This is a genomic window from Arenibacter lacus (assembly GCF_008711145.1).
Taxonomy (GTDB): Bacteria; Bacteroidota; Bacteroidia; order Flavobacteriales; family Flavobacteriaceae; genus Arenibacter; species Arenibacter amylolyticus.
The window spans coordinates 1-22250 of the sequence record NZ_VVIN01000059.1; the positions used below are offsets into that span (position 1 = coordinate 1).

The 22250-nt window shown below is 37.6% G+C and carries 15 protein-coding genes; 6 read left to right on the forward strand and 9 right to left on the reverse strand.

Annotated features, from left to right (window positions below):
- From F1E73_RS14020 to F1E73_RS14035, 4 genes are all read left to right on the forward strand, one after another.
- On the forward strand, positions 1 to 1105 hold a 1105-nt coding region (locus tag F1E73_RS14020; RefSeq protein WP_150452257.1), incomplete at its 5' end, for a T9SS type A sorting domain-containing protein.
- Between the two features lie 46 nt (positions 1106 to 1151).
- Positions 1152 to 2042, forward strand: a complete 891-nt coding sequence (locus F1E73_RS14025) for a hypothetical protein (protein WP_150452258.1) — start codon at positions 1152 to 1154, stop codon at positions 2040 to 2042.
- A 457-nt stretch (positions 2043 to 2499) separates the two neighbouring features.
- Positions 2500 to 5040, forward strand: coding sequence for an SF1B family DNA helicase RecD2 (recD2, locus tag F1E73_RS14030; protein WP_150452259.1), 2541 nt, complete (start codon positions 2500 to 2502; stop codon positions 5038 to 5040).
- A 370-nt stretch (positions 5041 to 5410) separates the two neighbouring features.
- Positions 5411 to 7117 carry an SWIM zinc finger family protein gene (locus F1E73_RS14035; RefSeq protein ID WP_150452260.1) on the forward strand — a complete coding sequence of 569 codons (1707 nt, stop codon included), beginning with the start codon at positions 5411 to 5413 and terminating at the stop codon, positions 7115 to 7117.
- 95 nt (positions 7118 to 7212) lie between these two features.
- Here F1E73_RS14035 and F1E73_RS14040 read toward each other — a convergent pair whose 3' ends face one another.
- From F1E73_RS14040 to F1E73_RS14050, 3 genes are all read right to left on the reverse strand, one after another.
- Positions 7213 to 8061 carry a sulfite exporter TauE/SafE family protein gene (locus tag F1E73_RS14040; protein WP_150452261.1) on the reverse strand — a complete coding sequence of 283 codons (849 nt, stop codon included), beginning with the start codon at positions 8059 to 8061 and terminating at the stop codon, positions 7213 to 7215.
- 114 nt (positions 8062 to 8175) lie between these two features.
- On the reverse strand, positions 8176 to 9204 hold the full coding sequence (locus tag F1E73_RS14045; RefSeq protein ID WP_086478372.1) for a methionine synthase: 1029 nt from the start codon (positions 9202 to 9204) through the stop codon (positions 8176 to 8178).
- A gap of 29 nt (positions 9205 to 9233) precedes the next feature.
- Positions 9234 to 10268, reverse strand: coding sequence for a DUF1852 domain-containing protein (locus F1E73_RS14050; protein WP_086478373.1), 1035 nt, complete (start codon positions 10266 to 10268; stop codon positions 9234 to 9236).
- Positions 10269 to 10426: 158 nt separating this feature from the next.
- Here F1E73_RS14050 and F1E73_RS14055 point away from each other — a divergent pair, with 158 nt between their 5' ends.
- The gene (locus F1E73_RS14055) at positions 10427 to 10888 is read left to right on the forward strand and encodes an Lrp/AsnC family transcriptional regulator (protein WP_086478374.1); all 462 of its coding nucleotides are present in this window, start codon (positions 10427 to 10429) and stop codon (positions 10886 to 10888) included.
- Positions 10889 to 10934: 46 nt separating this feature from the next.
- On the opposite strand, the gene F1E73_RS14060 is transcribed toward F1E73_RS14055, so the two are convergent.
- From F1E73_RS14060 to F1E73_RS14080, 5 genes are all read right to left on the reverse strand, one after another.
- A complete protein-coding gene (locus F1E73_RS14060; RefSeq protein ID WP_150452262.1) occupies positions 10935 to 13130 on the reverse strand; it encodes a PepSY domain-containing protein in 2196 nt (731 codons plus the stop codon).
- 5 nt (positions 13131 to 13135) lie between these two features.
- Positions 13136 to 13531: a DUF2271 domain-containing protein gene (locus F1E73_RS14065; protein WP_262714305.1), complete on the reverse strand. Its 396-nt coding sequence runs from the start codon at positions 13529 to 13531 to the stop codon at positions 13136 to 13138.
- A gap of 108 nt (positions 13532 to 13639) precedes the next feature.
- Positions 13640 to 15145 carry an ankyrin repeat domain-containing protein gene (locus F1E73_RS14070; protein ID WP_150452263.1) on the reverse strand — a complete coding sequence of 502 codons (1506 nt, stop codon included), beginning with the start codon at positions 15143 to 15145 and terminating at the stop codon, positions 13640 to 13642.
- A gap of 112 nt (positions 15146 to 15257) precedes the next feature.
- Complete coding sequence (locus F1E73_RS14075; RefSeq protein WP_150452264.1) at positions 15258 to 16607, reverse strand: hypothetical protein; 1350 nt, start codon at positions 16605 to 16607, stop codon at positions 15258 to 15260.
- Positions 16608 to 16632: 25 nt separating this feature from the next.
- On the reverse strand, positions 16633 to 19050 hold the full coding sequence (locus F1E73_RS14080; protein WP_150452265.1) for a TonB-dependent receptor: 2418 nt from the start codon (positions 19048 to 19050) through the stop codon (positions 16633 to 16635).
- A 116-nt stretch (positions 19051 to 19166) separates the two neighbouring features.
- On the opposite strand from F1E73_RS14080, the gene F1E73_RS14085 reads away from it, so the two are divergent.
- Entirely contained in the window at positions 19167 to 20153 is a 987-nt protein-coding gene (locus F1E73_RS14085; RefSeq protein WP_150452266.1) for a helix-turn-helix domain-containing protein, read from the forward strand.
- A 15-nt stretch (positions 20154 to 20168) separates the two neighbouring features.
- Here F1E73_RS14085 and F1E73_RS18065 read toward each other — a convergent pair whose 3' ends face one another.
- On the reverse strand, positions 20169 to 21740 hold the full coding sequence (locus F1E73_RS18065) for a DUF1186 domain-containing protein (protein ID WP_191089020.1): 1572 nt from the start codon (positions 21738 to 21740) through the stop codon (positions 20169 to 20171).
- Between the last annotated feature and the right edge of the window lie 510 nt (positions 21741 to 22250).

The following is a 22250-nucleotide window of genomic DNA, read 5'->3' on the forward strand; positions in this document are numbered from 1 at the left end:
TGCTGCCACGGTAAGCCAGGATAACCATAACGACCGGGTACTAACAGCCAGTATGGTAATTAATAAAGCATCACAAAGTATCACATTTGAGGAAATTGAAGCACGTTATCAACTAACAGCTGAAGATTTTCAGTTGAGTGCAATATCAACCTCTAGTCTACCTATAAAATATTCTTATACCTATAAGACAGAAAATCCGGCAGCTACTGTTGGGGTCAATGGGTTTGTGAAAATTCTAAGAGGTGGGCAAATCGTCATCACGGCTTCGCAGCCAGGTAACGAAAATTACGAAGCTGCCGATCCTGTGAAAAGGACCCTGAAGGTATTTGGTAGTGAGGCTGGCTTAAAAACCGCGGTTATTAATGGAACTTTTTACTCCAATCCTTCTGAGGATATTTATTACTTAATTGGCTGCGGGAATTCTGATGATAAGGTGCAAATTCAACTTGAACAGATTCAAGGTTCAACAATGGATCGGGACAAGATCTTCACCATCAATGCACCAGTACCTGGAATTTACAGAGAAACGGTGGTAGTGACTTCGGGAGATGGACTTTTAAGCAAGCAATATAATATTATGGTGGAGAAGAACTTCAATTTTGAGGACATTGTAGTTCAAAAATTTAATAATGTATTACTGGTTAATAATAACCCGAGCACCAATGGTGGTTACAAATTTGTAGATTATCGTTGGTATAAAAATGGACTTGAAATTGGTAGTGGCCAATATTATTCTGCAGGGGAAAATGCGTTGGATCTATTGGATGCGAAGAGCTCATATCATGTAGAGATGGAAACCGAAAATGGGGATGTCTTAAAAACCTGTACGTTTTCGATCCAGTTAAAGGAAACTTTAAATGTATCCTTGGCTCCAAACCCAGTAAATTCTGGAGGTACGATGGAGTTTGTTGCCGATTTTCCAGATAAAGAGCTCGAATCAATGCAGCTTTCAATATATAATTTGAACGGCATGCTAATCAAGGAAATTAAACCAAATAGCAAGAGAACCAATATAAATCTGCCCTATAACCTTCAAATGGGGGTGTATATATTGAAGGTTAGGTCTATGAACATTAATAGAACACTCAAATTTATTATAAAGTAGGAGGTGTCCGTGTTTCTCTATAATTACGTTGATGATAAATATAACTATGAAAACTAATACTTTTAAAATAGCCATAAAGAATATAATTATAATGCCTGTAATAGTACTTGTGCTAGGTGGTATAAGTGGGCATGTTTTGGCACAATCCAATAATGAAGTCTCATTTAACCTTCATGGTTCTTTTTCCAAATTAGGATATGAAGCGCTTGAACAGAAAAGTAAATTGGAAAACGGCTTTGGAATAGGAAGTATGTATGCCTACTATTTTTCTGAAAATTGGAGTCTAGGAACGGGTGCTGAATTACAATATATGAAAGGAGCTTTTTCTAGGTCCAAAATTCAAGGGGCTTATATGAGTCAGGATTCCGAAGGTGAGGAGTTCGAATTTCGGTATCGAGCTGATAGTTTTTCTGAAAGCCAAGAAGTATATTTCTTGAACATTCCCTTCCAGATTCAATATGAATCTCTGGGTAAGACTCGGTTCTATGCGGTTGCTGGTGTTAAGACAGGTTTTGTTTTAGCTTCGGATTATCAAAGCTTGTCCACTTCCTTAAAAACCAGTGGCTATTATGAGCAATATGATGCTGAATTGACCGAGCCTAAATTTTCCGGATTTGGCGAATTTGGTCGTGTGAAAAATTCTAATTCAAATCTAGCCTTGAAGACCAACGTTTTAGCACATCTAGAGAGCGGGGCAAAACTAATCTTGGAAAATAAACGATCCCTTTATTTGGGGCTGTTTTTGGACTATGGGCTAAAGGATATAAAGCCTGGTCTTTCAAAGGAAAGGATTGTTGAGTATAATAATCAAAATCCGACGGCTTATTCATTTGGAAGTTTAATCACTGCTAGGAGGGATGTACTCCCGGGCCAATATGTAGAGGAGTTACGGACCCTAGCTTTTGGATTGAAAGTTCAGTATGGATTTCAATTCTAAAAATCAGTATCCTGAAATGGAGAACCCCGTATATACTCAATTTACGGGGTTTTATTTGTTATTTACCTAAGGCTAAAGGCTCTGAAATATTTTGTGTTTCCGCCGAAATGGATCAAGTTCAAAAGTTGTGTGTAAATTGAAATAGGAGTTCGATATTTGCAGTAAAACAATCAGCATTGGAATTATCTATCGACCTACTAAGTCCATGGCAAAAGAAACTGTAACCTATTTTGTGTTTTTGCTCTTAGAAAATTACTATTAGGTATCTTGAAAAAACTAAATAGTAATTTGTCGAGATAAAAGACTACGGATATTTATCCGGATATCCTGGTGTTTGAATATATTGATATTGGATGCCCATTGAAGGGATCTTAAGATTTGGTTGATTTTGTTTTTCACTCAATTTCCCTGATACAATGCTTATTTTTGGCAGGATTGTGTACAATATAGGTCAAACATGGAAAAACTTATAGGGGTCATACAACGAGTTACCTATCACAACAGGGAAAACGGCTGGACTGTCTTGCGGGTTAGCCCTATTGGCAAACCCCATGAACTGAAAACAGTAACAGTGCATCAGGCAAATGTATTTGCCGGGGCCACCATGGAGTTTGAGGGAGAATGGGTGCAACACGCCAAGTATGGGGAACAATTTAAATCGCATAGCACCTTTGAGCGAAAACCTTCCAGTGCATCGGCCTTGGAAAAATATATTGGTTCTGGTCTAATCTATGGAGTGGGACCTAAAATTGCCAAACGGATCGTAAAGCATTTCGGAAAAGATACCCTGGATGTTTTTGAAAGTGATATTGAACGTTTGAAGGAAGTTCCCGGAATAGCGCAAACAAAGCTGGCACAAATAGAATCCTCTTGGACGGAACATAGAGAGATCCGCAATGTAATGCTGTTTCTGCAGGAATATGGTGTAAGTACCTTATTTGCGGTCAAGATTTTTAAAACCTATGGGAATGATGCCATCAAAATCGTGGAAAATAATCCTTACCAATTATCAAAGGATATTTATGGTATTGGTTTCTTTTCTGCCGATAAAATAGCATTGAGTATGGGGATTGCAAAGAACAGCCCCAAACGAATGCAAGCAGCAGTGAGCCATGTACTTTCCGCTGCAAGGGAACAAGGCCATTGCTACCTAGAGTTGGAGAATATTCAAAAAGAGGTCAAAACCCTCTTAAAGGAGGATTTTTCCGATTTGTGCCAGGAGGTAGTACGCCAAATGGAAAAGAATAACGATTTAAAAGTTCGGTTAAAGCAAGAAGGAGAACTAGCGGTGAAGTGCTATTACTCCAAGTCCTTGTATTTTGATGAGTTGCACACTGCAAAAATTGTGAAGTCTTTTCTTAAGAATGAGGTGGTCATCGATACAGAAAGAGTTAAAAATTGGTTGAAGCGCTTTAATAAACTTCAAGAGTTTCCCTTGAGCGAAGAACAGTTTGATGCCGTTTACGGAATTTGCCAACATCCCTTTTCAATTTTAACTGGCGGACCGGGATGTGGAAAAACGACCACTACCAAAGCTTTGGTGAAATTACTGTTGGCGATGAAGAAAAGAGTGACCCTTGCAGCACCTACAGGTAGAGCAGCGCAGCGAATGAGTGAAGTAATAGGGGAGGAAGCACAAACCATACATCGATTACTGGTCTGGCAACCACACACAGGACAATTCAAGAAAAACGAGGAAGATCAACTGGATACGGATTTTGTCATTATTGACGAGAGCTCTATGCTCGATATTTCCATAATGGCATCCCTTTTAAAAGCAACCCCTCTTTCAGTACAGCTACTGCTTATTGGCGACTCCAATCAATTACCCTCGGTAGGAGCCGGTAATGTGTTGAAAGATTTGATAGAAAGTGAAGAAGTGCCGGTTTTTAATCTAAAAAAGGTGTTCAGACAGGCCAGCGAAAGCCAAATAATAAAATTTGCCCACGGAATAATTCAGCGTAAAATTCCCCGCATAGAATCGCCCATCCATATGCCGGATATCTGGAATAAAAAAGTGGATTGTCTTTTTATAGATTCGGAAGAAGCGACCAAGGAGCAAACGCTTTTCATTAAGAAAATAAGAAAGTCAATGCGGTATTTGATAGATAATGAAGGTTTAGCTTTTCTACGGGAGCAGGGAGATGAGGAATCGGATGATAGGTATAAAACCATCACCCAGGAGAAGGATATTTACATTAATCCTACCAGTAAAGAGGAAATAGAAAGGTTAAAAAACACTGGAGTTCGCTCGTATATTTTTAATATTCCTAATAAATTCTTGCACACCAATATTGAATCGCTATTGCGGTCGGAATCCAATGCGGAAGCCTTAAAAGGGATTGTGAAAAAGATTCATCCTTGGTCCAGTATTAATTATGGATTTACCGCCTCGGAAATGGTGGTAAGGCTCTATACAAAAACAATAAAAGAGCGCTTGGGAGAGCATACGGAGGTGCAGATACTGACTCCCATGACGGTTGGAAGTATGGGAGCGCGTAATCTGAATCAATTGGTACAGGCAACCGCTAATCCAGAAAAAGAAGGAATTGCAAGTTTAAAAGTTGGCGACCGTACATTCCGTGCCGGAGATAGGGTGATTCAGCGAAGAAATAACTACGACCTCGAAGTTTTTAATGGCGATATTGGGTACATAACGGCAATTGATAGCCTATCCAATGCTTTAGAGATCACCTATAAAACAGGTGAAAATATACGGCAGGTACACTACGAAAAACAAGATGTGTTAGACTTGGATTTGGCCTATGCCATTACCATCCATAAATCACAGGGTAGTGAGTTCGACGCGGTAATTATTCCAGTGGTGTTGCAGCATTTTAATATGCTTTATCAAAACCTTATCTATACCGCACTTACAAGGGCCAAAAGAATGGCCATATTTGTGGGGACGCGAAAAGCATTGGGTATAGCTGTCAGAAATATTGATAATCGTACCAGAAAAACGATGCTGAAGACCATTGTCCAAAATGATATTTAGACTGCAATTTTACCCATAGACGTTTCATGGATATAAAAGTGAGGGGAGAACAGCTATTTTCAATTAACATTTAACTGCCATATATTTCCCTTATTTCGCTCTTAACATCTACTTTCAACAGGTTGGTGTATTGGCAAGAAAATATCTATGAAAAGAACTTGTTGGCAAATCCAGTGCTTCATCCAAGATGAGAAATCGGTCCAGGAAAGACATTTTTACCGATAGGGTAAAAGGTGATGAATTTCGCCTATTGGATCTCGAGAATTCAACAATCTGTAAAACGGATCGTATTGATCCTCAAAAGATCATCTTTCTGTTTTAACAATAAAACGGTTATTCTATATTTGTTAAGTAACAAATTGGATCTGGAATGGATGATTTTTTAAACAAAATACCCAGTGTTATATTTGGCCGTGGCCAAGAATACTTCGAAGATGGCCATGTATTAAAATTACAGGAGAAAAGTAAGGGTGCCTGGTCGGCAAAGGTTTTAGGCAACTACGGAAACTACAAGGTAAAAATCGAAGCTGATGGTGAAGGTGGCGTCCGTAGTTACTATTGTGATTGCCCTTACGACGGGGTCATTTGTAAACATGTCGCCGCAGTAGCCATTGCAATAATGGACGAACAAACCGTTACCCAAATAACGCAGCAACAACCAAATCCACAAAATTGGGAATACTTACTAGAAACTACTAGTGCTGAGGATCTAAGGAGCTTTGTGCGTGACTATGGAAGTCAAAATGAAGCGTTCAGACGGCACTTCGTTTCAACCTTTTCAAAGCCGGAAGCTATAGACCATCGGGAAACTATTGGGTACTACCAATACCAGGTTAATGGGATTTTTGAGGACTATGAATATGGGGGGTATATTGATTATCGCCATAGTTACAAAGCCATGCGTGATGTTGATCATTATCTTATCCTAGCCGAGGATTATTATGGGAAGGGAAATTTTAGCGAAGCCTTTTCCATTGTAGCTGCCATCGCCATGGAAGGTGTCAAAGCCATTCAATACATGGACGATTCCTCGGGGCAATGCGGTAGTGCCATAGCGGAATCTTTTGAAATGATTGGAAACATCCTGAACACAAATGAATCAAATGCCTTACAGAACATTATTTTTGAATGGCTACATAAACAAGTACAGAACTCCGATTATAATGATTACGGTGTAGGAGATCATTTAGAAACGCTATTTTTTGAAACTGCCATCGTATTGAACCACCGGAATAAGGCCCATCAATTTCTGGACCTTAAAATCAAGGAACTGGCCGATTCGGAAGGTTGGAGTAAAAAGTATTACTTACAAGAATATTTATTGAAAAGGATTGACCTTTTGCAATCCGAAGGAAAAACCGAGGAAGCTGATACTATAATTGACGCGTATTTGAATTATAGTAAATTCCGCCAAATTCGGGTGGATAATGCCCTCGCCGATAATGATTATAATCAGGCTAAAGGGTTAATCCTTGAGGGAATTCAAATTGCAGGTCAAGAAAATGAGGCGGGTACAATTCATGATTGGAAAGTGCAATTGCTTGAAGTGTATAAGCAGTTGGGAGATGATACCCAATATCGTAATCTTGCCAGAGAACTGTTTGTAGAGAACACTTCAGAGATTGCGTATTACAGGTGTTTTAAGCAAACCATTCCCCTTGGCGACTGGGAATTTGAACGAAATCGCTTGATTACTGAGTTGAAAAAACGCCAACAGCGCTATTATCAGGGAATACCACCGAACGATTTGGCCCAGATTTTCATAGAGGAAGGAATGACCTTAGAACTGCTCCAGCTTGTCGGGGGATCAAACAATATTTACATGATCATGGAATTCACCCATCTACTGGACCCTGAATATTCGGAAGAATTATTGGGCTTTTATAAATCAGCCATCGAAATTGAAGCTACTAATACCGGTAGAAATGAATATAAAGCCTTGGTGCGCTATTTAAAAAAGATGGCAGGTGTGAAGGGTGGGCTTTTAGCTGCTAAAGAATTAAAGGAATCCTTACTTCAAAAATACAAGAACAGGCCCGCTATGAGAGAAGAATTTCAGAGACTACAATTGGTTTAGCGAATTGTGTCTTCTTATTTGAAGTAACCACGATAAAATCTGACAGTTAAGAATTATATTCAAAAAATTAAAATCAACTTGGCCAGTTACACTTATCACTTGAGCATGGCAATTATAAAAACATTAGAATCCAACACTAATTTAAGCCCCACAATTAACAACAATACTGCGAATGCTTTTTTCAATGTTGCTGCAGGTAATTTATGTGCAAGTTTTGCACCGATAGGTGCGGCGAAAAAGCTAGCTAAACTCACACATATAAAAGCATACATATGTACAAAACCTAAGACACCATTAGGCAATGCCTCTTTTACACTAGTATCAACCAATTGGCCAAAGACAAGAAATCCAATAGCGCCAGCAGCAGCGATAGGTAAGCCACAGGCAGCCGATGTACCCACTGCATGCTGAATTTTTAATCCATAATAACTCAATATCGGAACGGTTAATGTACCTCCGCCAATACCAAAAATAGCAGAAACAATACCGATAAAACCTCCCAAACTAGTTTGCCCAACAGGCGATGGTAGTTTGCTAAAGTTGTTTTCTTCCAATGCTTTGTTTTTCATAAATAACATTTTTAATCCTACCAAAAAGGCACCTACACCAATTGTTGCCTGAAGTGAGTTACCATGAATAACAGATGCAACTCCGGCACCAATCAATGAACCCATTACCAATCCCGGTGCCATACGTTTCCATACACTCCAATTTACGGCATCTTTACTATTGTGTGCACGAAGTGAACTAATGGACGTAATAATAATAGTTGCAAGAGATGTACCAATACCAACATGGGTAAGCGCAGCTTCTGGAACGCCTTGTGCTTTAAAAATGTAAATTAATGCTGGTACAATTATCATACCGCCACCAATACCAAACAAGCCTGCAAGTAAGCCAGCTAAAGTACCTGCAGCGAGATAGTAGAGAATATATATGTCCATACGTAAATTAAATAATTGATAGATTTATTCGTTTGCAGTGCTCCATTTGATGAAAAAAAACCATTAAACTAAGAAGCGTCAAATATGGAAACCATTTTTGAATTAATAGATTTGCTAAAGCCCAAGTTCTTTGCGTATAATTTCTGCTCCTGCGCTTAAAGAACTTAACTTACCGCTTGCTATTTTTCGGGATAACGGAGCCATACCGCAGTTTGTACTAGGGTAAAGATTTTCGACATCTACAAATTCTAGCGCTTTACGTAGCGTAATAGCTACTTCTTCAGGTGTTTCAATTCTGTTGGTTGCCACATCAATGGCACCTACCATTACTTTTTTACCACGAACTAGTTCAATCAAATTAAAAGGAACACAGGAGTTATGACATTCTAATGACACTATATCTAAATTAGAATTTTGAATTTTAGGGAAAATTTCTTCGTATTGACGCCATTCAGAACCCAATGTCTTTTTCCAATCATTATTAGCTTTTATTCCATAGCCATAGCAAATATGTATTGCCGTTTCGCAGTGTAAACCTTCAATGGCCCTTTCTAAGGTTGCCATTCCCCAATCGTTTACTTCCTCAAAGAAAACATTAAATGCTGGTTCATCAAACTGGATAATATCAATCCCTGCATCTTGAAGTTCTCTTGCTTCTTCATTGAGTATTTTAGCAAATTCCCACGCCAACTTTTCTCGGCTTTTGTAATGGTCATCGTACAACGTATCTACCATTGTCATCGGTCCTGGCAATGCCCATTTTATAGGCTTGTCTGTCTGTTTACGTAAAAATTTAGCATCCTCAACAAAAACTGCTTTTTGGCGTGCAACCTCATCCACAACAACTGGAACACTCGCATCATATCGGTCACGGATTTTTACAGTTTTACGATTCTTAAAATCCACACCACTTAAATGCTCAATAAAAGTAGTTACAAAATGTTGACGTGTTTGCTCACCGTCACTTATTATATCAACCCCAGCCAATTGTTGTTCGTGCAAAGAAACGCGCAATGCATCTTGCTTTCCTTCAAGTAACTGATTGCCTTCTAATTTCCAAGGTGACCAAAGTTTTTCTGGAGGTGCAAGCCAAGCAGGTTTGGGTAAACTTCCAACGGTGGAGGTGGGTAATAACTTCTTCATAATAGAATTATTTTAATGTGTTGTATTTATTAAAGAGTGAAATTAGCAGACCACTGTTCTAGGGCACTTTTGTACGGCTTAATGAAATGCTTTTCTGTAAATTTACCTTGCTCAATTCCTAACTGGGCGCGCTCTTCCCGGTTGTATATAATTTTGGTTGTTGAATAGTCTCGGTTTTTTAAACTAGGCTGATAGCGCGCTCCTGCTACAGAATTGGCATTGTAAATTTCAGGCCTATAAATCTTTTGGAAGGTTTCCATGGTACTAATGGTACTTATCAATTCGAGGTTGGAATAGTCAGCTAGTAAATCGCCAAAGAAATAAAACGCAAAAGGTGCAACGCTATTTGATGGCATAAAATAACGAACCTGTAAACCCATTTTTTTGAAGTATTGTACTGTTAAAGAAGATTTGTCCGATCGGTATTCAAAACCTAATATAGGATGATGGTTTCCTGTACGGTGATACGTTCTATTTTCTGATACGCTCAAACATATAACAGGTGGTTTCATAAAGTGTTTTTTGTAACTCTCTGATTTTACAAAACACTTAAATAAATTACCGTGTAATTCCCCAAAACCTTCCGGAATACTAAAGTGGTCCTTGTCCTTATTATGCTCTAAAAGCTGGACGCTAAAATCATAATCGCGCACATAAGAAGAAAAGTTATTACCTACAATACCTTCAATGTGTTTGCCTGTTTTATGATCTATAATATGCGTTTTTAAAATCTCAATTAACGGAAATGTTCTACCGCTACTATCAAGATCTAAATCAACAGAGACAATTTCTAATTCAACCGAATAGCGATTGTTATTAGGATTATCCCAGTTAGCCAAGCTGTTAAAACGATTGTTAATCATATTAATCGCATTACGCAAATTTTCCTGACGACTTTCGCCTCTTGCCAGGTTGGCAAAGTTGGTTGTTGTACGTGTACTGTTGGACGGTATATAGTTCTCATCGAAATTTATACTCTTTAGTGTGAATGTTAAATCATCCTGAGTGTTCTCTAAACCGTTCTTTTCGTTTATTCTTGAATCTTCTAATATGATCGCTTTCATCTTAACCAGATAGTTTTTATTTCCTACAAATCTTATAATAAAAGATGAATTAATTACGATTATGATTTAAATAAGATATATTACTTTTTTAGTGTTTGTTTATTAGGTAAAACATCTTTTATTTGTTTTGATTTAATGCATGAAAAGAAAATTTAACTATGTCCGATTTAGACCAAATTGATTTAAAGTTATTAGAATTGCTTCAAGAAAGTGGGAAATTAACCACAAAAGAAATTGCGCAACAGGTTAATCTATCACCCACTCCTGTGTATGAAAGAATCAAACGTTTGGAAAGGGAGGGAGTAATCAAACAATATGTGGCAGTGGTGGAAGCCGAAAAAGTTGGAAAAGGACTTATCGTCTTTTGTGATATTGCTTTAAAAGAGCATACTAAAGAAATAGGTCATCAATTTGTGGAGGAGATTATGGTTTCCAAGTATGTTTGTGAGTGCTATAATATTTCGGGGGATTATGATTTTAGATTGAAGGTGATGGTTAGGGATATGAAACATTATCAAGATTTTGTACTCAATGAGTTAGGTTCCATTAAAAATATTGGGAGTGCTCAAAGTACATTTGTAATGGGAGTTATAAAACATAATTATGCTGTGCCGATTTAAATTGTAATACCCCGTAAATGAAGGCTACTTATTTTTTTGGTTAGCATCAATAACAATCCATCTTGATCTGATTTTTGTTTTGGAAATGGCTAAGGTCTTTATTTAAATGTTCATTACATAGTTCTTGTAATTCTTGTAGGATTGCTTTCTGCATGGCAATAGACCCGCAGATCATAATGCAGCCTTTCTTTTTTAACACCTCAACGAATAGTTCATGGTCGTGTTTTATCAAATGTTGAACATATAGTTTCTCCATCGGATTACGGGAATAAGCTGGGTTGAAACTGGTTAATTTGCCTTCTTCTTTTGCGTTTTCAATATAATTCCTATACAGATTAAATGAGTCAGAAGTCCTCGCTCCCCAATACAAGTGAAGCTCCCTCTTTTTAATATTTTCATTTATCATCCCTAAAAATGGGCCTATACCTGTTCCTGTAGCAATTAAAATACATTTTTTAGCCTTTTCAGGAAAATGAAAATTTTTGTTGCTGATTACCCTCGCAGAGAGTTTTTCTCCTTGTTTTAGTCGATACAAGAAATTTGAACACAGCCCTTTTTCATGTCTGCGTATACTGACAACCAAGGTGTCTTTATCTAATTTTCCAATTGAATACAAACGTTCTTGAGCTCCCTCAGTAGGGATTACAGATAGCAAATCTCCTGATTTGGATTTTGTACCGTTCAAATTTTGAAAGCTTAGTAAAAAGGTGTTGTCCTTTTTAAGTTCTTGTTTGCCAATGATCTTAAAAGTAGAGGGAGGAACGGTATTCAATTTCAATTTTGGTTTTTCAAGTTTAATACTAACCCCAATTGTTTCCGACCATTTATGACACCATTCAGTGAAAGCTTCAAATGATTGGTCATTCACGGTAAACACGTCTTGCTTTGTGGTACTATTATTCACCGTAAGTAAGGCTTTATGCGACTCATAAGCAAAATGACAATAGTTGGGATAAGCCGTAGAACCGAAACCAACCACGCTAAAGTTAAAAGCTTGTTTTTGTTGTTTTTTTTGAATCAGTTCTATAAACTTATTTGCTGTTGCTGGCGCTTCACCTTGCCCATACGTTGCTGTTATTATAATCAGATGCTCCATCTTTTTATAGTACGAATATTCGTTCATTAGCGCTAAATGGCTTTTCAATCCATTAGCTAATAATTTATCATGCAGTTCTTTCCCATATTGAAGGGTTGTACCTCCTTCAGTCCCGACAAGAATTACATAATTACTTTCATCTTTGGAAAGTTTATTTCTAATTTTCGTTTTGGGTCGTTTAAAGTATACAATAAACCCTGTGATAGTTAGAAAGGGAATTGCCAGGCTTCCTAGGCCAAGCACAATGGACCATAGAATACTTCCTTCTCCAGTATGCAGGACAGTTGCCCAGGATGAAATAATTTGGATAGGGTGGATATTCTCTTCCGCAAGTACTTCTCCTGTCACTTGATTCAGGTACAACTCTTTGTTCTTAAGACGAATGATATAATAATCCTCAACAAATTCGGAAAATGGATATTCCAATTCGCGCAGTTCTTTTAAAGGTGTATTTTGAAAGAATGCAAACTCGGTATATTCTTTAATGGGATCTTCCTTAATAGTATCAAAATTCACCACCAATGAAGTATGGGGATCAGGTATTATATCAAATCGTAGAAGGGAAAGGTAAACCCCTGTAATGGATAAAACTAACAGTGGGATTAGTGCGAATCTGGCATAGACAACATGATGGTACTGCGAAAAATTCTCACGGACCACTGGTGCGAAAAATTGTTTGTATCCTCCTTGCCTCTTTGCAATAAGTACTATACCAGAAATTGAAATAAGTATGAGTAAAAACGAGGCGAGTCCAATTAGGAATCGGCCCGTTGATTTAAGAAAAAGAGAGCGGTGTAAGTTTGTAGCGAATTGAAAAACAGCTTGCTTTTGAATGATATCCCCAATTTTCTCACCAGATGTGGGGTCAATATAAAATTTCTTTTTTTTCCCTTCATCTATAACGCTAACACTTACAAAACCGTTGCGATCCCTACTTATAGCTAGTACTTCTTTATGTTTTGCATTCAGATTTTCTAAAGTTTTGGCCAAAGAGAGTGTGTCCGCCTCAGCAATGTGAAAGGAATGCATTTTATTTGAAATAGGTTCTATCGCTAGAACAATTCCAGTCACCGAGGCTACTAAAAGGAAAGCTGAGGATATAGTTGCAAAAAGTAAATGGCTAAATCTCCAAACCGAAATGATCATAATAATTATCTGTTAGGCACCATTCTTATATACCGTATATAGCCCTTTCCCTCTACCTTGTTCCTTAACGTAGCGGTATTTAAATCGACTTCAGCATCTACCGAATAGTATTCTTGATTTTCTACGGCGGACTCAAAGCGCACTTTATAACCGGTATCAATTTGTGAGGGTTTAAAACTTAAGGAAATAATGTTTCTCTCCCCATTCCCAATAGTAGCCCCAGATATAGCATCTAAATTCTCATCGTTCCTGCTGGTAAATCCCCACCAATTTTTTAAGTCTGGAAACCATTCTTTATCATCCCCCTGTATATACATGGTTTTTTCATAATTGCCTTGTGGATTTATTAGTGATACAGCTACATAAGCCTTTTCACCAGTATAATTGGTCATTTGAATCATGCATTTATAAATTAACTCTGATTCTTTATCAAAAGAGGACATAATTATAAATATGAATGCTATTAACAACATACTTATTGTTCTAAAACTATTTCTATACATTTTACCCTAGTTTAAAAAATCGATTTTTATTTTGTTTTTGACCAAAAGTTCGTTTTCACTGGCAAGATCATAAGCGGTTTCACCAAATTCTGTGGTAGAATTACTATCAGCGCCCTTAGCCAGTAAAAACTTCAAGATAGATGCATCTTCAGTTTTCATGGCAGCATAGTGCAAGGGAGTATTTCCACTATTATCCTTGGTGTTAATGTCGGCATCAAAAACACTTATTTTTTTTATGAGGTCAAGATTGTTTTTAGCCACCGCCAAATGCCAAATGGTGCTACCGTCGCCTTGAACTGTTTTAAAATCAAAGCCTTTCTTGACTAGTGCACTTAATTTAGCGTCAAAATCACGGGGTTTTCCACGGCTATTAAAGAGGTAATGTGCTACATTATTCCCGTCTTTACTTAGTGTATGGATATCTGCTCCTTTAGAAATGAGGTAATCCACCACATCAGCACTGTTGTTTTGGATGGCAATTGCCAAGGCCGTTTGTCCTTTTGTATCTTTATGATCAATATCGGTTGATTTTTCAGCAAAATACCGGACAGCTTCAAGCTTGTTTCGCTCCGCTGCATTTAAAAGCGGTGTTTTTCCTTCCTCGTCAATTGCGTTCGGGTTTACCCCCTTTGCTACGAAATATTCATAAACACTTAAATCGGCTGTAGTCTTGGCTAAATTATGAAGTGGGTTTTCTCCTTTTGTGGTAGTTACGTTGGCATTAATCCCTAAACTTTCTAAATACTTGAAAAGATTGATTGACGCTTCGCGACCTTTGCTGGCAAAGAAGATAGCACTTTCATCAGTGATATTGTTTTTATCAATTGAAACTCCCCGCTCTTTAAGTTGTTTAAGAATGTTAATGTTGCCACCTTGAGCAGCATAATGGAAAATTCCATTCCCAAAATTATCTACACTATTGATAGATAAACCTTTTTTAATAAGGTAATCAACTATTTTAAAATCTTTAGCTCTTCCAATGGCAACTAGTAGCACATTCTTACCTTGATGGTCTTTTTCGTTCTTTAAATCTGCACCATTAGCTATAAAGTAGTCATAGATATCAGTATTTTGTTGCCCTGTCGCTGCAGTGAATGAAATTGGACCATAGCCATGGGAATCTACTACATCTAGTCTTGCACCTTTATTGATTAAAAATTTAATAATATCCAAATTGCCACTAGATGCTGCCCAAAAAATATAGGTTCTTGAATCGTGTGTACGTTTATTTACATCGTTGCCATTTGCGACTAGATACGCTATGGTGCTTACTGGATTATTTGCAAAAATGGCAAAAGTAGTAGCATCGAATCCTCCACTATTTGCTTCAGTAACGGAGTGACCTTTTTTTATAGTTGATTCAATTTCAGAGATACTTGGTTTCGCTTCCCAATAAACCCGATTTAAGAATGGGTTTTTGGATTGTTCCGAATTTCTTTGTGCTTTGGTAGTCGAAGTTGCTAGTAAGACAAAAACACCAATTAAGATGGATTGTATTGTTCGTGTATTCATTTTGACAATTTAACTTCTATAGTGGAACCTGCATGTTGATAAATCTATAGTTAGATTGATAATGATAGGTCCCCTCTATAGAAGAATTATATTTTTTAGATATTTAATTAGACTAAAATGCCCCGATAAAGTGACTTCCGTTGACGTTCACTAATTGGGCACCTTTTGTTACTTCACCAGTTTCAGTTTCTACAACATATATATTCCCGTTTTGGCCTACCGGTCCTTGGGTAAGGTATATCTCGGTACCGTCTACTACAAATCCCTGGTACTGAAATAAATAAAAATCTGGGTCATAAGGAATGTCGGTAATCTTAGTAGCTGTTTTTGCGTTTAGATCCACTAATGCAAAAAATCCTTGAGCCCCTGCTACACCTTGCTCCGATCCATCATGCCGATAAGCTAATACCGCCTTACCGTTTGCTGCAGGTCTCCAAGCTAAAATATATGCTCCCTCTACTCCTAAAGCGTCATCTAGATTGAACACGTAAGAATCATCATATTCATTATCAGCATCAATCTTTAAAATGTGGGATCCTTCAGGGTCATTTTGGTTGGCTTGATAAACACTTCCTTCATATAGGAAAGTATTTATACTTCTATATCCGTTTGTATTTCCGTGGCCTACCGTAGAAGTTATTACAGTTGGATTTAATAAGGATGGGTAATCCAATACGATAGTTTTAGAGCCTAAAATTTCATAGTCACTATCGCTTTCAGCGGTTGCAGGATCTACCTTACTTAAACGTGCACCAATATATAATTTGTCTCCAGCAGCATTTAAAGTGGGCATATCTATTCTAGATATATAGTATCCGTTAGCTTCTTCCTCAGGGCTTAATGCAACACTGTGTTCTTGGAACTCTTTAATAGTAGAATTCACTAAGTCTAAAGTTACTATGCCAATGGTAGCTTCGGTACGGGTATAATTATCATTTTCATCAAATTGGTTTTCTGTGTTTACATAAACAGCGGCTCCCGTTTGGTCACCATCAAACAATTTTATCCATCTTGGAGCAGTACCTACATAGGGCGCAATACTTACCTCAGATCCTGTTGGAGTAAAAGTTTGTCCGCCTTCTACGGTATACTTTGTATAGTTGCCACCAGTATCGCCTGCGTAACTTATATTAAAAATAGTGTTTCCATCTTCAGACGACTGTAATCTTGCTGTTCTATTAGATGGAACTATAAAACCATTCTGAAATGGTGCTATAGAAATTGTTGGGTCTTTAGCCTCATCACTACGTACAGCATAAATTAAAGTACCTCCGTTACCGTCTCCTGGATTATCTCCCATTTTGGCAGCTGCAATGGTGATCCATCTTGCTTCTTCTGTATCCGGTTCTCCAGTATCCGGATCCGGAACAATATCGGTGTCATCACTGCTACAGGAGGTCATTAGACTAGCTGTGAACAATACTGCGGCAAAGGTTTTTAGGTTTAGGAATGTTCGTTTCATTTTTAGTATTATTTAGTTTAAAAGATTAGAATTTATTTATTGCGTAATTAAGTTTTAAGTAAAAAGCCCTTCCTGGTTTTTGAACAGAAAGATTATCATATACGGATTCATCAAACACATTTTTTATATCAAAGCTCACCACCAAATTGTTATTAGGAAAGGTGTAACTAAGTCCAATATCTTGCGCCAATTGTTGGGGAACTTCAAAAAATTCGTTGCCAACAGTAATTGTTCCCTGTGATGTTAAGTATGAAAAATCATCTGTGAAATAGATATTGTAAAAGAGATTTAGGTGAGATTTCTTTTGAAATAAATCTTTAAAGGAATACCGTAAACCTCCGTTCATGGTGAAAAATGGGGTATTCGGAACATCTACTTCGATACCTTTATTCACGATTTTTAAATCGAACCGTGATACATTAAAATTGAGGCTAAACTTGTTGTTGTACGAATAATTTAATTGTGCGTCTATTCCCTTGGAAGTGCCACTGCCTTGGTTTACATATACGATTAATTCATCGTCAATGTTTAAGGAAGTTTCAATGGGCAGTCCAATTCTGTCTTTGATGTTTCGGGTAAAAACATTTGAAGAAACGGTAAAATCATGTTTTTTAATATTGAAAGTTCCTAGTCTAAAACCAAAGTTGTAATTGCTACTTCTTTCTGGGTTTATGCTGGAGTTTGCTACTACGTTATCACCATCATCGCCAAAGATTTCCGTTTCGTTCGGTAGGCGTATTGCTTTTTCTGCCGACGTTAATAAGGTGATCTTGGGACGTATGATGTAAGAAGCCGCCAAGCCATACCCATCATGATTTTTCTTACTGCTTACCGCTTCATCTACTACTTGCTTGTTTCCCTTGCTATCTGTAGTTATAATAGGGTCTATGCTAGTTGTTTTTTGTTCATAGTGTTTTCCAAATAAACTGGCTTTTAACTTATCCCGAAAAGCCGTTAATTCATAGGTAAATGAAAATATGTTTTTATACAGGTCTCTTGTTCCTTGAAATGTATTTTCTAGCACAGACTTTGAAGCATCACTATCTTCCCTTTCAACTCCGCTATATACATGGTTTAATAACACCCTATGATTGGCGTTAAAATCGTAGGAGACCCCCGTTCTAATGGAAGCAACTTTTCTTTTGATTTTAGCCAGGGTAGGGCCTCCTTCTTGTTGTGAACGCCAGGTATATTGGTATTCATTTCCTCTAAAGTCAATTGCCCGGTCCCCGTTCCAATTATAGGCCCAAGAAACAGTATCGTTGACGGAACGGTTTCTTTTGCCAATCAATCCGTTGACATTCACATCCATCCCTTTTATAAAAAGGTCTTTCTTTTTATAGTTTAAGCTTGCTAACAGCGCGTCCGATTCTAGAAACCTATCCTTGTATGGGGTTATCGTAACGAATGCTCCATGTTGAACTTCTTTATAATCATTAGAACCAGTAATCCCAATAAAAAATCGATCTGCCCATTTTACATCGGTATAGCCAATTTGAGCCATTCCTCCAGTAGACCTGTAAGCATCGTTGAATCTCCTTGCTGTTATTGGTGTCTGTACGCCTCCTAAGCCGGTAACTACAATGCTTCTTCCTGATATTTTATAATCATTATCTGAATAATTATGGAATAAAGATGCCTTTACGGTAAACCCGGATTTATCGAATCGATATAAACCATTAATACCGGTTTGAAAGGTGTTAAAGGATCCATAGGAAACCGATCCATTGACATTCGATTTTGCATTATCTATGAGTCTAATATTAATTGCGCCTCCTAAGGCATCGTCTGCTAAATGGCCAGGGACCACTCCTTTATAAACCTCAATGTTCTTGATCATCGAGGGCGGAATGCTATTTAGATTAAAAGAATTACCATAAGTAGAGATAGGAATGCCATCGATAAATATTCGTACAGAATTCCCTGACAACCCATTTAAACTATATTTTACCTCGGAACCTAACCCTCCATTCTGTCGAATTTTAACTCCTACGGTCGTATTTAATATTTCATTTGTTTGGATGTTCCGCAACCCTGCCTCCTTAGTGTTTATTGCATTTACTGCAAAGCCTCGAGTTTCGATTTCGGTCTCTTTGCTTAGGCCACTTACCGTAACCTCTTTTAATTCCTCTACAGATTGCCGTAGGTTGAAATTGACCGTAACATCCTTACCGCTGTTGTTAATCTTGACGATTTTGGTAACCTTAGCGTAGCCTATAAAGGAAACCTCTATTTGGTGTTCTCCATAGGGTAAGTTACTGATGGTATAGGCGCCAATATCGTCAGTAAGAACCCCGGCTCTTTCCTCTTTTATTAAAACATTCGCATAAGGTAATGGCCTGCCGAGTTCATCCATAACAGTGCCAGATATTACTCCAAATTGATCTTGACTTAGAACAAGAAAAGAAGTAGTCATTAAAACTACCGTTAGTATTATTTTCATTAATTAACTCATTATTCTTATTAAGATTAATTCTAAATAGATAGCTTTGCAAAGCTACTATAGCTTTTAAGTGAGTAATAACGTAAAGGGAAGTTTAACCAACGTAAAAGGAATTAATGAGCGAAGGTTTTTTAAAATCAATTGGGTATCCTGCAAATACAAAGAATGTCTATGTCGCGAATCACGGCCAAATAACTTTTTTTAGGATTACTGAAGAAGAAAATGCTGCAGCAGTTGCGCAGGAGGGTATTAAACTGGATGGATTAACGGTTATAATTAGAAAACTGAAAGTACCTTCAAGTCGAATAATGGAAGTAGCATATCCGGAACCTTGTTTAGGTTTTCATTTTGTTTTGGAAGGAGCCTTTGAATTTCTTGATGTAAATGGAGGTTCCTTTTTTCTAGTTCCATCAGATATGTACCTCCCCATCGAATGGACGATTACTACCGGGCAAAAGAAATTTGTAGGTGAAAATTACACTTCCTTGGAAGTATTGTTCACAAAGAATTATCTGGAAAGATTACTTGGAAAGGGGGTTATACCATCTTGCGATTATTTTCATAACTTATCTAATACCACTTATAACAACCCTATTCTCAGAACTAAATCAATTTCTGAAAAGCTAAGATTCTCCCTTGTTGGGATTATTGATTGCCCATATGATGATAGCGTTAAAGCAAGTTATTTAGAATGTAAAACTAGATGGCTTTTGATTGATTTAATAATGAATAGGGAAAATTATAGGCCAATGAATGTGGATTTAGGCTTACCTGTTTCCGAATACAAAAGTATAGAGAATGTGGTTCATCATATTCAAAAAAATTTAAAGAATAAATTGACCATCAAAGAACTTTCAGAAGTTGTTGGATATAATACGACCAAGCTGAAAAGCAATTTTAAAATCGTTCATAAAACCACCATATTTAAATACATCACCAAACTAAGAATGGAAACAGCCAAAACCCTAATTCTCCACGAAAACATTCCAATAGCACAAGCCTCCTATGAAGTGGGCTATTCCAATCCGCAACACTTTACCAAAGCTTTTAAAAAAACAATGGGGTATTTACCAAGTGAATTAAAACCAGGAGTTAAGCAATAGCATTGAATATAGCTATTACAAACAACATTTTTTATACTTTTTCCCGCTGCCGCAGGGACAGGGCTCATTCCGTCCAATTTTCGGTTCCGCTCTTACCGGCATTACGGACGGGGTAAAATAATCCTGGTAATCAATTGGCGAACTACTTATCTTTTCGTTATACCCAGCCCAGGTTGCCGTTATTTCTTCATACCGTTCTGCTATGGGGAGTAACTCCCTTCTTTTATCATAGGTGTCTGGGCGCTCAAAGGCTTTCTTTACTTCCTTAAAATTCCCACAAATACCCTGTGACACTAACCCCCGGTCAAATAACTGTTTTATTTCCGGCACTAATTCAGCGCCATTGATATCGATCAAATTGCATATCATCAAGGCAATCAGATCGCTGTCAATTACATTGTCCTCTAGGCTGCTGTCCAAGAAAAACTCTATGACCTCCCTGAACCAGCTCAAAACCTCCTCGCGCCTTTCGGGATGGTTTAGGGCAAGCTGTTCTAAGACCTCCATGATAGTAGTACGCGCATAGGTATCGATGCCTGGTGTATAGATAAACTCCTTACATGCTTCCAGATCATTGGCTGCAATTTTGTAGATAGGTTCCCAAATTGCCACAGTGAGAAAATCACCTAAAAAGAGCTCGAAATATGCATCGGACTGGCTCAGTACATCAAAAATGGTTTCCAAGCTATCCGTTGCCTCCAGTTCTCCTAATAGATAAATAGCATGGATTACAAAACTCGTCTTTTCCTCGTCCCATCTGTTTTCTTCAGCTAACTTTTTAAAATAACCATAGCGTGCAATACTATCGAGTAACACCAACTCTAGGTCATTGATAAGACTCTCTTTGGGTAGGGAGAGTATTTTGTTTAGTTTCTCTTCGCCGATGTAGAGTCCATGGTTGTAAAGCCACTCTATTTCTTCATGATTAAAATTAGGAGCGCTTTTGGTATTATTAAATTCTTGCGACCTTGTTGTTACCAATATTTTAGTTTTTTCTTCCTCTTCAAAACGTTCTTGGGCTGCTTTCATTGTGGCGGCATAAATGTGTCTCCATGCCATTTCGGTATCTTCAGAATCGGGTGACAGTTCTTGCATTATATCGAATCTAATTTCGGCTTGCTCAATATCACCAATGGCGGAATAATAAAGGATGGCGCATTTGTAATATGAAATTACCTCGTTTAAATGAAAGGTGTCGCGGTCTGGATAGAGCGATTGTAGCTCCATGTTGGTGCCTAAAACTTCGGGCATTTTATGATATTCTTCTTTGAAGAAATATTCGTTTGCCAGGTTTAACTTTCCAAATAAATAATTGGGGTGTTCCGCCATAATCCACTTATTGGTCTCGTGCATCTTCTTGGTATCGTTCAGTTGGCCGTACAGTACGGATAGATAATTTTTCAACTGCGGATTATTGGGATAGCGTTCAATGGCATCCAACAATTTTTGCACGCTCGATCTTTTTCCTTTTATCGCCAGTTTGTGAAACCACTCCAGCTTGCGCGAAAGTTCAGGAGTAATTCCATTTTGCTTGTCCAGCAAGTTTGGATCGGTGGTTATGTTGTAGTTTATTTCCATGATGCTCATTATCCTAAGGGGTTATTGGTGAATCTCTTTACCCAATTCTTTTCAAGCTCCATTTAGCGCTCTTGATATCAATGATCAAATTTAAATAATTATGAACACAATTTTAGAAATGACTATTCGATATTTACTATAAATATGGTATTAGTGATTTTATTGTAAACCTGGGTATCGGCCTAAGCCGCATACATTGTGATGTGAATAGTGAGGAAAATAGAAAACAGTTAGTTTTTTTAAAGGAACGAAAATCCAATACAGGTCAATTCTAATGACCAATCTACCCATTAATCATATGGTTGATTAAGCTCAAAAGTCGTTAGTGATTTGAAATAGGAGTTCGATATTTGCAGTAAAACGATCAGCCTTGGAATTATCTATCGCCCAGTATAAGCTTAAATAAATTGCCGTAACTATTAACATCCTTAAAAGCGTTTTGGGCTCAATTTAAGGGCGTACGATACAAAGAGGGCAGACTGACCTTTATTCCAAATATAAAGTAACGGTCGCCCTTTC